This is a genomic window from [Brevibacterium] flavum (genome assembly GCF_019317305.1).
Classification (GTDB): domain Bacteria; phylum Actinomycetota; class Actinomycetes; order Mycobacteriales; family Mycobacteriaceae; genus Corynebacterium; species Corynebacterium glutamicum.
Map to the genome: position 1 here is coordinate 582,340 of NZ_CP079240.1, position 13,097 is coordinate 595,436.

The 13,097-nt window shown below is 54.6% G+C and carries 10 protein-coding genes; 8 read left to right on the top strand and 2 right to left on the bottom strand.

Annotation, left to right across the window (positions count from 1 at the left end; all coding sequences use genetic code 11):
- Positions 1-3: 3 nt before the first annotated feature.
- The 3 genes from KW808_RS02790 (at position 4) to KW808_RS02800 (ending at position 5,158) form a co-directional block, all read left to right on the top strand.
- Positions 4-4,005, top strand: coding sequence for a DNA-directed RNA polymerase subunit beta' (locus KW808_RS02790; RefSeq protein WP_003854213.1), 4,002 nt, complete (start codon positions 4-6; stop codon positions 4,003-4,005).
- A gap of 176 nt (positions 4,006-4,181) precedes the next feature.
- Complete coding sequence (locus tag KW808_RS02795) at positions 4,182-4,364, top strand: hypothetical protein (RefSeq protein ID WP_003860534.1); 183 nt, start codon at positions 4,182-4,184, stop codon at positions 4,362-4,364.
- An 11-nt stretch (positions 4,365-4,375) separates the two neighbouring features.
- Positions 4,376-5,158 (top strand): helix-turn-helix domain-containing protein, encoded by a 783-nt coding sequence (locus KW808_RS02800; RefSeq protein WP_003860535.1) that lies wholly within the window; start codon positions 4,376-4,378, stop codon positions 5,156-5,158.
- A gap of 28 nt (positions 5,159-5,186) precedes the next feature.
- Here KW808_RS02800 and KW808_RS02805 read toward each other — a convergent pair whose 3' ends face one another.
- Positions 5,187-5,882 carry a DUF1707 SHOCT-like domain-containing protein gene (locus KW808_RS02805; RefSeq protein ID WP_003860537.1) on the bottom strand — a complete coding sequence of 232 codons (696 nt, stop codon included), beginning with the start codon at positions 5,880-5,882 and terminating at the stop codon, positions 5,187-5,189.
- Positions 5,883-6,203: 321 nt separating this feature from the next.
- On the opposite strand from KW808_RS02805, the gene rpsL reads away from it, so the two are divergent.
- The 5 genes from rpsL (at position 6,204) to KW808_RS02830 (ending at position 12,282) form a co-directional block, all read left to right on the top strand.
- Complete coding sequence (gene rpsL, locus KW808_RS02810; protein ID WP_003854221.1) at positions 6,204-6,572, top strand: 30S ribosomal protein S12; 369 nt, start codon at positions 6,204-6,206, stop codon at positions 6,570-6,572.
- Between the two features lie 6 nt (positions 6,573-6,578).
- Complete coding sequence (gene rpsG / locus KW808_RS02815; RefSeq protein WP_003854222.1) at positions 6,579-7,046, top strand: 30S ribosomal protein S7; 468 nt, start codon at positions 6,579-6,581, stop codon at positions 7,044-7,046.
- Positions 7,047-7,393: 347 nt separating this feature from the next.
- A complete protein-coding gene (gene fusA, locus KW808_RS02820) occupies positions 7,394-9,523 on the top strand; it encodes an elongation factor G (protein ID WP_003860540.1) in 2,130 nt (709 codons plus the stop codon).
- 362 nt (positions 9,524-9,885) lie between these two features.
- Complete coding sequence (tuf, locus tag KW808_RS02825; protein WP_003860541.1) at positions 9,886-11,076, top strand: elongation factor Tu; 1,191 nt, start codon at positions 9,886-9,888, stop codon at positions 11,074-11,076.
- A gap of 474 nt (positions 11,077-11,550) precedes the next feature.
- Positions 11,551-12,282: a hypothetical protein gene (locus KW808_RS02830; RefSeq protein WP_003860543.1), complete on the top strand. Its 732-nt coding sequence runs from the start codon at positions 11,551-11,553 to the stop codon at positions 12,280-12,282.
- Between the two features lie 4 nt (positions 12,283-12,286).
- Here the strand turns inward: KW808_RS02830 and KW808_RS02835 are convergent, their stop codons facing one another.
- Positions 12,287-13,081 carry an ABC transporter ATP-binding protein gene (locus KW808_RS02835; RefSeq protein ID WP_003860545.1) on the bottom strand — a complete coding sequence of 265 codons (795 nt, stop codon included), beginning with the start codon at positions 13,079-13,081 and terminating at the stop codon, positions 12,287-12,289.
- Positions 13,082-13,097: the final 16 nt, after the last annotated feature.

Below are 13,097 nucleotides of genomic sequence, written 5' to 3' on the forward strand. Positions count from 1 at the left end.
TACGTGCTCGACGTAAACGTCTTCGATGAGCTCCGCATCGGCCTGGCCACCGCCGACGACATCCGCCGTTGGTCTAAGGGTGAGGTCAAGAAGCCGGAGACCATCAACTACCGAACCCTCAAGCCTGAGAAGGACGGTCTGTTCTGCGAGCGTATCTTCGGTCCAACTCGCGACTGGGAGTGCGCCTGCGGTAAGTACAAGCGTGTCCGCTACAAGGGCATCATCTGTGAACGCTGTGGCGTTGAGGTCACCAAGTCCAAGGTGCGCCGTGAGCGCATGGGACACATTGAGCTCGCTGCACCAGTAACCCACATTTGGTACTTCAAGGGCGTTCCATCACGCCTCGGCTACCTTTTGGACCTTGCTCCAAAGGACCTGGACCTCATCATCTACTTCGGTGCGAACATCATCACCAGCGTGGACGAAGAGGCTCGCCACAGCGACCAGACCACTCTTGAAGCAGAAATGCTTCTGGAGAAGAAGGACGTTGAGGCAGATGCAGAGTCTGACATTGCTGAGCGTGCTGAAAAGCTCGAAGAGGATCTTGCTGAACTTGAGGCAGCTGGCGCTAAGGCCGACGCTCGCCGCAAGGTTCAGGCTGCTGCCGATAAGGAAATGCAGCACATCCGTGAGCGTGCACAGCGCGAAATCGATCGTCTCGATGAGGTCTGGCAGACCTTCATCAAGCTTGCTCCAAAGCAGATGATCCGCGATGAGAAGCTCTACGATGAACTGATCGACCGCTACGAGGATTACTTCACCGGTGGTATGGGTGCAGAGTCCATTGAGGCTTTGATCCAGAACTTCGACCTCGATGCTGAGGCTGAAGAGCTGCGCGACATCATCAACAATGGCAAGGGCCAGAAGAAGATGCGTGCACTGAAGCGCCTGAAGGTTGTTGCAGCCTTCCAGCGTTCCGGCAACGATCCTGCCGGCATGGTTCTGAACGCGATCCCAGTGATCCCACCAGAGCTTCGCCCAATGGTTCAGCTTGACGGTGGTCGCTTCGCTACCTCCGACTTGAACGACCTTTACCGTCGTGTGATCAACCGCAACAACCGTCTGAAGCGCATGATTGAGCTCGGTGCACCTGAGATCATCGTGAACAACGAGAAGCGCATGCTGCAGGAATCTGTGGACGCGCTGTTCGACAACGGTCGTCGTGGTCGCCCAGTTACCGGACCGGGTAACCGTCCGCTGAAGTCTCTGTCTGACTTGCTCAAGGGCAAGCAAGGCCGTTTCCGTCAGAACCTTCTGGGTAAGCGTGTTGACTACTCTGGTCGTTCCGTAATTATCGTTGGTCCTCAGCTGCGCCTCCACGAATGTGGTCTGCCTAAGCTGATGGCTCTCGAGCTCTTCAAGCCTTTCGTCATGAAGCGCTTGGTGGAGAACGAATACGCACAGAACATCAAGTCTGCAAAGCGCATGGTTGAGCGTCAGCGCCCTGAGGTGTGGGACGTCCTCGAAGAGGCCATCTCTGAGCACCCAGTGATGCTGAACCGTGCACCAACCCTGCACCGCTTGGGCATTCAGGCTTTCGAGCCTGTCCTTGTTGAGGGTAAGGCTATTCAGCTGCACCCACTTGCTTGTGAAGCTTTCAACGCCGACTTCGATGGTGACCAGATGGCAGTTCACCTGCCGCTGTCCGCTGAAGCTCAGGCTGAGGCTCGCGTGCTGATGCTTGCATCCAACAACATTTTGTCCCCAGCTTCCGGTAAGCCTTTGGCTATGCCTCGTCTGGATATGGTGACCGGTCTGTACTACCTGACTCTGGAGAAGTCTTCCGAGGAGTTCGGTGGACAGGGCGCTTACCAGCCTGCAGATGAAAACGGTCCTGAAAAGGGCGTGTACTCCTCACTGGCAGAAGCCATCATGGCTTATGACCGTGGTGTACTCGGCCTGCAGGCCCCAGTTCGCATCCGTTTGAACCACCTGCGCCCACCAGCTGAGGTAGAAGCAGAGCAGTTCCCAGATGGATGGAACCAGGGCGAGACTTGGTTGGCTCACACCACCTTGGGTCGCGTTATGTTCAACGAGATCCTGCCTTGGAACTACCCATACCTTGAGGGCATTATGGTCCGTAAGGGTGGCGGCTCCGACAAGATCATGCTTGGCGACGTAGTCAATGACCTCGCTGCTAAGTACCCAATGATCACCGTGGCTCAGACCATGGACAAGATGAAGGATGCTGGCTTCTACTGGTCAACCCGTTCCGGTGTGACCATCGCTATGTCTGACGTTTTGGTTCTTCCTAACAAGGAAGAAATGCTGGACCGCTACGAGGAATCTGCACGCCAGATCGAAGTTAAGTACAACCGCGGTAAGCTCACCGGCCGTGAGCGCTACGACCGTCTGGTCGAGCTGTGGAAGGACGCAACTGACGAGGTTGGACAGGCTGTCGAGGATCTGTACCCAGACGACAACCCAATTCCAATGATCGTGAAGTCCGGTGCTGCCGGTAACATGCGTCAGATCTGGACCCTTGCTGGTATGAAGGGCATGGTTGTGAACTCGAAGGGTGACTACATCACCCGCCCGATCAAGACTTCCTTCCGTGAAGGCTTGACCGTTCTCGAGTACTTCAACAACTCCCACGGTTCCCGTAAGGGCCTGGCCGATACCGCGCTGCGTACCGCTGACTCCGGTTACCTGACCCGTCGTCTTGTTGACGTCGCTCAGGACGTCATCGTGCGTGTTGAGGACTGTGGCACCCGCCAGGGTGTTCGCGTTCCTGTCGCTGCTGAGGTTCTGGATGCAACCGGTGCTGTCACCGGCTACACCCGCCATGACCTGATCGAGACTTCTGTCTCCGGTCGTGTTCTGGCTGGCGATGCAACCAACGCTGCAGGCGAGGTTGTGCTTGCTGCTGGTACCGATCTGACCGAGCTCAACATTGACCTTCTGGTCGAGGCTGGCATCAAGGACGTCAAGGTTCGTTCCGTACTTACCTGCCAGACCCCAACCGGTGTTTGTGCTAAGTGCTACGGCAAGTCCATGGCTTCCGGCCAGCAGGTTGATATCGGAGAGGCTGTCGGTATTGTTGCTGCACAGTCCATTGGTGAGCCTGGTACCCAGCTGACCATGCGTACCTTCCACCAGGGTGGTGTCGGTGGCGATATTACCGGCGGTCTGCCTCGTGTTCAGGAGCTGTTTGAGGCACGTGTTCCTAAGAACTGTGCACCAATTGCTTCTGTTGAAGGTGTTATCCACCTTGAGGATGAAGGCAACTTCTACACTCTGACCATCGTTCCTGACGATGGCTCCGACAACGTTGTCTACGAGAAGCTGTCCAAGCGACAGGGTCTTGCATCCACTCGCGTGGCTATGGAGTCCAACGCTGGTGCGTTCATTGAGCGCACCTTGACCGAAGGTGACCGCGTCACCGTTGGTCAGCGTCTGCTCCGTGGTGCAGCTGATCCACACGACGTGCTCGAGATCCTCGGTCGCCGTGGTGTGGAGCAGCACCTCATCGATGAGGTGCAGGCTGTTTACCGTGCACAGGGTGTGGCCATCCACGACAAGCACATCGAAATCATCATTCGTCAGATGCTGCGTCGCGGTACCGTCATTGAGTCCGGTTCCACCGAGTTCCTTCCTGGTTCTTTGGTTGACCTCTCTGAGGCGAAGCTGGCTAACTCTGAGGCAATCGGTGCGGGCGGTCAGCCTGCAGAGCTGCGTTCTGAGATCATGGGTATCACCAAGGCCTCTCTCGCAACTGAGTCTTGGCTGTCTGCAGCGTCCTTCCAGGAGACCACTCGTGTCCTGACTGATGCTGCTATCAACAAGCGCTCCGATAAGCTCATCGGCCTGAAGGAGAACGTGATCATCGGTAAGCTGATCCCAGCTGGTACTGGTATTTCCCGTTACCGCAACATCTCCATCAAGCCAACCGAGGCTGCTCGCAACGCCGCATACTCGATCCCAACTTATGGTGAGTCGATTTACGGTGACGATGGATTCGGTGAGTTCACCGGCGCATCCGTCCCATTGGATGAGGCTTTCTAGAGCAAGGAAACCTTAAATCCAGCACAGCTAATTGGTCGCTGAGAAGTTGAGGCCCTGGATCTACTTGAAAAAGTAGAACCAGGGTCTCCTTTCTTTTTGTACACAGACGTGGGGAATAAAACCCTTAACCCCCAGATTCTTAGGCAAATCCCCAGATCAGACCTAGTTTTATAACTATGTGGAAACTATCTATTGGCATCGCAGTTGGTGCCATCTTGTTCGGTTTAGGTCTGTGGGGAACCCACTTTGAAGACACCGTCATCTCGATCGCAGGATGGGTCGGAACGTTCGCGTCGTTTGCGGTGTGGTTCTGGGTCATTTGGTGGGCAGCGGTAGGAAATACAAAAAGCCCACTCTAAGATGGCAGGGTATGGATGAGCTGCTCAAACAGGAAGTCAAGGATTTCCTCACCACCAGGCGTGCACGGATTACGCCGGCCGCTGCGGGACTAGAAACGCAGCCGTGGAGTGATCGTCGGGTGCCGGGGCTTCGGCGGGAAGAAGTCGCGGATCTGGCGGGCATTTCTTTGGAGTATTACATCCGGTTTGAGCGCGGAAATCTCAAGGGTGCATCGCCTGAAATATTGCAATCGTTGGCTAAGGCTCTCCAGCTGAGCCCAATTGAGCGCGAACACCTTCACAATTTGGCTTATCGCGCCGACCATCCGCGCAACCTACCTAGTGCAGAGACCCCAACGGCACCCCTCCAGGACATTGTTGATGCGGTCACAGATAAACCGGCGTGGATCCGCAACGAGCAGATGGATATTTTGGCTACAAATCGGCTCTGCGCGGAACTTTACGCCCCGATTTTCAAGGATCTGCCCGATCGGCCCAACACTGCGCGGCATTGCTTTATCGGCGCAACAGCCGCGCAGTTTTGGGTGGACCGAGATCAGTTCAGTGCGGAGTTCGCTGCCAAACTACGCCTCGAGTACGCCCGGCGCCCCAGCGCGCCAGGTTTAAAAGAGCTTATCGACGAGCTCCATCAGAAAAGTTCTGTTTTCCGCGAGAATTGGGCGTCTGCCGATGTTTTGTCATTCGGCTCTGGCATCAAACGTTTCAGGCACCCAACACTGGGGGAGCGGGACTACAAATACGAGACGTTTAATCTCAATAGTGCACCGGGGTATGTGTTGAGCATTTACTTTTAGGTGGTGGAGGGGCGCGTCGACAAGCTTTTTAAATGTTTTTCTTGGTGACTACGCTGACTCCGCCCATGAACGCCAGGCCCTTGACGTGGACCGTGGGCGCGTTGTTTGGCAGGCGCGCAGGATTGAGTGCACCGGCCTTGTCCACAGACTGTTCGAAGCCGCCGAAAATGCCCATGCCATCACAAATGACAAAAACACCCTCGGGAACAATAATCTCGATGCCACCCATGAATGTGTAGGCGTTGATCTGAATGCGGTCGCTCTCCAGGAAGGCGTCGCGCAAATCGATTTGATTGCCGCCCATCATGGCGAAGGATGTGTGAACATTAGGCACATGCCATCCACCTTTGCGCACGGTGCCGCCCATAAACGAGACCGACAATTTGGAGCCATTCGGGTTGCCGGTAATCCTGTTGCGGACAATATTTACAGGATCTGACACATTGGGCATCGCTGGGGGAGTGGTCTCGTAGGCCGCCGGCGCATAGGAGGCGCCGGGAAATTGCTGACCAAGCAGAGTGTAGGGATTGTCGTTCACATCAGAGATCAGCTCTACAAGAGTGTCTAAGTGGCGGGCATTCCATGCTTTGGAGGAGCGATCTTCAAATTCCTCCAAAGTGAGTTGACCTCGGGAAACAGCTGCAGAAAGTTCATCCACGACTTGGTTTCGGTTAAGGTCAGTGGCGAGTTTCTTTGCTGGTTCGTTTCCTTGAGGAACAGTCATGGGAACCATTCTAACAAGGGATTTGGTGTTTTCTGCGGCTAGCTGATAATGTGAACGGCTGAGTCCCACTCTTGTAGTTGGGAACTGACGGCACCTCGCACTCAAGCGCGGTATCGCCCCTGGTTTTCCGGGACGCGGTGGCGCATGTTTGCATTTGATGAGGTTGTCCGTGACACGTTTGGTCGGGCCCCAAAAAGAGCCCCCTTTTTTGCGTGTCTGGACACTTTTCAAATCCTTCGCCATCGACAAGCTCAGCCTTCGTGTTCGTCCCCCGGGCGTCACGTCAGCAGTTAAAGAACAACTCCGAAATAAGGATGGTTCATGCCAACTATTCAGCAGCTGGTCCGTAAGGGCCGCCACGATAAGTCCGCCAAGGTGGCTACCGCGGCACTGAAGGGTTCCCCTCAGCGTCGTGGCGTATGCACCCGTGTGTACACCACCACCCCTAAGAAGCCTAACTCTGCTCTTCGTAAGGTCGCTCGTGTGCGCCTTACCTCCGGCATTGAGGTTTCCGCTTACATCCCTGGTGAGGGCCACAACCTGCAGGAACACTCCATGGTGCTCGTTCGCGGTGGTCGTGTTAAGGACCTCCCAGGTGTCCGTTACAAGATCGTCCGTGGCGCACTGGATACCCAGGGTGTTAAGGACCGCAAGCAGGCTCGTTCCCGCTACGGCGCGAAGAGGGGATAATTAAAAATGCGTAAATCAGCAGCTCCTAAGCGTCCAGTAGTTCAGGACCCTGTATACAAGTCCGAGCTCGTTACCCAGCTCGTAAACAAGATCCTCATCGGTGGCAAGAAGTCCACCGCAGAGCGCATCGTCTACGGTGCACTCGAGATCTGCCGTGAGAAGACCGGCACCGATCCAGTAGGAACCCTCGAGAAGGCTCTCGGCAACGTGCGCCCAGACCTCGAAGTTCGTTCCCGCCGTGTTGGTGGCGCTACCTACCAGGTGCCAGTGGATGTTCGCCCAGAGCGCGCAAACACCCTCGCACTGCGTTGGTTGGTAACCTTCACCCGTCAGCGTCGTGAGAACACCATGATCGAGCGTCTTGCAAACGAACTTCTGGATGCAGCCAACGGCCTTGGCGCTTCCGTGAAGCGTCGCGAAGACACCCACAAGATGGCAGAGGCCAACCGCGCCTTCGCTCACTACCGCTGGTAGTACTGCCAAGACATGAAAGCCCAATCACCTTTAAGATCAACGCCTGCCGGCGCCCTTCACATTTGAATAAGCTGGCAGCCTGCTTTTCTTCAAGGCGACTGGGCTTTTAGTCTCATTAATGCAGTTCACCGCTGTAAGATAGCTAAATAGAAACACTGTTTCGGCAGTGTGTTACTAAAAAATCCATGTCACTTGCCTCGAGCGTGCTGCTTGAATCGCAAGTTAGTGGCAAAATGTAACAAGAGAATTATCCGTAGGTGACAAACTTTTTAATACTTGGGTATCTGTCATGGATACCCCGGTAATAAATAAGTGAATTACCGTAACCAACAAGTTGGGGTACCACTGTGGCACAAGAAGTGCTTAAGGATCTAAACAAGGTCCGCAACATCGGCATCATGGCGCACATCGATGCTGGTAAGACCACGACCACCGAACGCATCCTCTTCTACACCGGCATCAACCGTAAGGTCGGCGAGACCCACGACGGTGGCGCAACCACCGACTGGATGGAGCAGGAGAAGGAACGCGGCATCACCATTACCTCCGCCGCGGTTACCTGTTTCTGGGATAACAACCAGGTCAACATCATTGACACCCCTGGCCACGTTGACTTCACCGTTGAGGTTGAGCGTTCCCTCCGCGTGCTTGACGGCGCAGTTGCTGTGTTCGACGGAAAGGAAGGCGTTGAGCCACAGTCTGAGCAGGTTTGGCGTCAGGCTACCAAGTACGACGTTCCACGTATCTGCTTCGTGAACAAGATGGACAAGCTCGGCGCTGATTTCTACTTCACCGTTGGCACTATCGAGGACCGTCTGGGTGCAAAGCCATTGGTTATGCAGCTTCCAATCGGTGCTGAGGACAACTTCGACGGCGTCATCGATCTTCTTGAGATGAAGGCTTTGACCTGGCGTGGAGTTACCCCAATTGGTACCGAAGCTACCGTTGAGGAAATCCCAGCAGACCTCGCAGACCGTGCAGCTGAGTACCGTGAGAAGCTTCTCGAGACCGTTGCAGAGTCCGATGAAGAGCTCATGGAGAAGTACTTCGGTGGCGAAGAGCTCAGCATCGCTGAGATCAAGGCAGCTATCCGTAAGATGGTTGTTAACTCTGAGATCTACCCTGTTTACTGTGGTACCGCCTACAAGAACAAGGGCGTCCAGCCACTGCTCGACGCAGTCGTTGACTTCCTGCCTTCCCCACTGGATCTCGGCGAGACCAATGGCGTTGACGTTAAGGATCCTGAGAAGGTTCTGACCCGTAAGCCTTCCGATGATGAGCCACTGTCTGCACTTGCATTCAAGATTGCTGCTCACCCATTCTTCGGTAAGCTGACCTTCGTTCGTCTGTACTCCGGTAAGGTTGAGCCAGGCGAGCAGGTTCTTAACTCCACTAAGAACAAGAAGGAACGCATCGGTAAGCTGTTCCAGATGCACGCCAATAAGGAAAACCCTGTTGAGGTTGCACACGCTGGTAACATCTACGCGTTCATCGGCCTGAAAGACACCACTACTGGTGACACCCTCTGCGATGCAAACGCACCAATCATCCTGGAGTCCATGGACTTCCCAGACCCAGTTATTAAGGTTGCTATTGAGCCTAAGACCAAGTCTGACCAGGAGAAGCTCGGTGTAGCTATCCAGAAGCTCGCGGAAGAAGACCCAACCTTCACCGTTGAACTAGATGATGAATCCGGCCAGACTGTCATTGGCGGCATGGGCGAGCTCCACCTCGACGTTCTTGTTGACCGTATGAAGCGTGAGTTCAAGGTTGAGGCAAACATCGGTGACCCACAGGTTGCTTACCGTGAGACCATCCGTAAGCCTGTTGAGTCCCTCAGCTACACCCACAAGAAGCAGACTGGTGGTTCCGGTCAGTTCGCTAAGGTCATCATCACCATTGAGCCTTACGCACCTGCACCAGAAGAGCTTGAAGAGGGCGAGTCCGCAATCTACAAGTTTGAGAACGCTGTCACCGGTGGTCGTGTTCCACGTGAATACATCCCATCCGTTGACGCTGGTATCCAGGACGCAATGCAGTACGGCTTCCTGGCTGGCTACCCACTAGTTAACGTCAAGGCAACCCTTGAAGATGGCGCTTACCACGACGTTGACTCCTCTGAAATGGCCTTCAAGCTCGCCGGTTCCCAGGCGTTCAAGGAAGCTGTTGCAAAGGCAAAGCCAGTCCTTCTCGAGCCAATCATGTCCGTTGAAATCACCACTCCTGAGGAGTACATGGGTGAAGTCATCGGTGACGTTAACGCCCGTCGTGGCCAGATCGCTTCCATGGATGACCGTGCAGGCGCAAAGCTGGTCAAGGCTAAGGTTCCACTGTCACAGATGTTCGGTTACGTCGGTGACCTCCGCTCCAAGACCCAGGGTCGTGCAAACTACTCCATGATCTTCGATTCCTACGCAGAGGTCCCAGCCAACGTTGCAGCAGATGTTATTGCTGAGCGCAACGGCACCGCTTCCTAAGAACCTTTAAGGTCCGTAGGAAAACGTCGAAAAGCATTTTGCTTTTCGACGCCCCACCCCACGCATCTAAGCGTGTCAGTAGAAGCGTAGGGTAAGTGGGGTAGCGGCTTGTTAGATATCTTGAAATCGGCCTTCAACAGCATTGATTTCGATGTATTTAGCTGGCCGTTACCCTGCGAATGTCCACAGGGTAGCTGGTAGTTTGAAAATCAACGCCGTTGCCCTTAGGATTCAGTAACTGGCACATTTTGTAATGCGCTAGATCTGTGTGCTCAGTCTTCCAGGCTGCTTATCACAGTGAAAGCAAAACCAATTCGTGGCTGCGAAAGTCGTAGCCACCACGAAGTCCAGGAGGACATACAGTGGCAAAGGCGAAGTTCGAGCGTACCAAGCCCCACGTAAACATCGGCACCATCGGTCACGTTGACCACGGTAAGACCACCACCACCGCGGCTATCACCAAGGTTCTGGCTGACGCTTACCCTGAGCTCAACGAGGCTTTCGCCTTCGACTCCATCGATAAGGCTCCTGAGGAGAAGGAGCGTGGCATCACGATCAACATCTCCCACGTTGAGTACCAGACCGAAAAGCGCCACTACGCACACGTTGACGCTCCAGGCCACGCCGACTACATCAAGAACATGATTACCGGCGCTGCTCAGATGGACGGCGCAATCCTCGTTGTTGCTGCTACCGACGGCCCAATGCCTCAGACCCGTGAGCACGTTCTTCTTGCTCGCCAGGTTGGCGTTCCTTACATCCTCGTTGCTCTTAACAAGTGCGACATGGTTGAGGATGAGGAAATCATCGAGCTCGTCGAGATGGAAGTTCGTGAACTTCTTGCTGAGCAGGACTACGACGAAGATGCTCCAATTGTCCACATCTCCGCTCTGAAGGCTCTTGAGGGCGACGAGAAGTGGGGCAAGCAGATCCTTGAGCTCATGCAGGCTTGCGATGACAACATCCCTGACCCAGTTCGTGAGACCGACAAGCCATTCCTCATGCCTATCGAGGACATCTTCACCATCACCGGTCGTGGCACCGTTGTTACCGGTCGTGTTGAGCGCGGTACCCTAAACGTGAACGATGATGTTGACATCATCGGCATCAAGGAGAAGTCCACCTCCACCACCGTTACCGGTATCGAGATGTTCCGTAAGCTTCTTGACTCCGCTGAGGCTGGCGACAACTGTGGTCTGCTTCTCCGTGGTATCAAGCGCGAAGATGTTGAGCGTGGCCAGGTTATCGTTAAGCCAGGCGCTTACACCCCTCACACCGAGTTCGAGGGCTCTGTCTACGTTCTGTCCAAGGATGAAGGTGGCCGCCACACCCCATTCTTCGACAACTACCGTCCTCAGTTCTACTTCCGCACCACCGACGTTACCGGTGTTGTGAAGCTTCCAGAGGGCACCGAGATGGTCATGCCTGGCGACAACGTCGACATGTCCGTCACCCTGATCCAGCCTGTCGCTATGGACGAGGGCCTGCGTTTCGCTATCCGCGAAGGCTCCCGCACCGTTGGCGCTGGTCGTGTCACCAAGATCATCAAGTAATTTGATGCTCTAACTGTTGAGGTCTTTTAGACTTTGACTAACTGACAGCGACCCCAGAGGAAATATCCTCTGGGGTCGCTGTTTTGTCGTTTCTAGGGTTGGTTTCGGAGTTGGTTTGTCTAGTCGGCGTCTTAGGTTCGATTTCACGGTTTCGGTACCTTGCGCTCAATTTGTTAGGGGGCGATCTCAGTCATTTTTTGGTGGTTTTCCTAGTGGTCTCGAGATTAAGAAGGGGGACCTCCTCCGAGATATGACTGTATAAGTTCTACAGTTCGACTTCGCGTATGCTGACATCTCATGCTTAACTTCTCATCCCACGACTTCACTAGGAAATCCTGACAACGCCGACTGAAGTCGACCACGTGAAGTTGAGCGTGGGAAGTCGTGTGATGAGAAGTCACCCTTAGTAAATCGACTTTTACCAAACCACCTCCGAATCTGCATACCATCACTCCGGAACTACAATCAGGAGCTATGAAAGATCCATCTAGAATTCCCCCAGTTGTGGCTCAGTTACAGAAAGTGTGGGAGGCTCAGCCAGATTTGTCGTTGCCGACACTTTTGGGGATTTTGGGCAACCGTGGCATTGGGTGGGGAAGTACTGATGAGGATCTGGTCGAGGCGCTAAACACGATGTATACGGAGAACCCGGGCGAGATTCGTGGGGGTTCTAGAATTGCAGATCCTCAAAGGGAAGTTCCGGGTCGTTTTCTTGTGGAGACTGAATCTCCGGCTTATCGGATTACGGTGGATCCGTTTCGGGTCAGTGTACGGAGAATCGCCAAGGGTCCGCACCGACCTTTGCAACCTGGGGTGTGGGAGTTTCAGGAGATTCGTCGGTGTCGGTCAGGTGAGCCTTTGTTGATTACTGATGTGGAGGGCATTGATCATCGGCTGGGTGTGGTTGTTCGGATTACGCTGCTGAATGATTCTCCTGCTCCGAAGACGAAAAGCCTAGACAAGGTCCGACGCCGTGAAGTGGGGGACAAGGTGTTTTACTTGCACTTTGAGAGCGGGGATACTGCTTTGTTGAATCATGGTTTAGAGATCTACCAGGCGTCTAGGCGCACCTTGGAGCAGCACAGTGTGAAATGGGATCAACTCATTACTGCTACTCCGGGACAACTTTTGAAGCTGAAGGAAACCGGCAGTGGGAGAATCCTTGAGCTTGGGGTGTTAGAGAAGATCATTCCGTTGGAGGGGTAGCTACTTAAGCTTCTGCGTGAGACCGACTGAGGGGAACGACGGTGGGGGTTCCTGTGACGGGGTCTGGGGAGATGATGCAGGGCAGGCCAAAAACTCCTTGAACCATCTCGGCAGTTAAGACTTCCTCTGGTGTGCCCGTGGCATGTACGTGCCCATCTTTCATCACGATGAGGTGGTCGGCGTAGCGGGCGGCTTGGTTGAGATCGTGAAGCACAGTGACCACAGTTTTCCCGGCCTCGTTGAATGCGCGCAGCAATTCCAAGAGTTCGTATTGGTGGGCGATGTCGAGGAAGGTGGTGGGCTCGTCGAGAAGCATGATCGGTGTTTGCTGGGCGAGCAACATGGCCACCCACACTCGTTGGCGCTGGCCACCGGAGAGTTCATCGACGAGGCGAGCTGCAAGTTCGGTAAGATTCGTGGAGGCGAGCGCTTGCGCGACGGCGTCTTCGTCGGAGGTGCGCCATTGTTGTATGAGGCTTTGGTAGGGAGCGCGCCCACGAGCGATGAGATCGTAAACCCGGATGCCTTCTGGGGCGATGGAGGTCTGTGGCAGCAGGCCTAGTTCTCGGGCGATCTCTTTAGGCTTGAATGAATCGAGTTGCCGACCGTCGAGAAGCACTTTGCCGTGCTGCGGATTGAGCACGCGGGAGAAACCGCGGAGCAGGGTGGATTTGCCGCAGCCGTTGGGGCCGATGATGGCGGTGAAGGTGTTGTCGGGGATGGTGACGTTGAGGTGCTCAGCGATGACGCGGTTGTCATACGCCATGGTGACGTCTTCCATGGTCAGGCGGTTATTCATGGTAAATCCTTAAAGG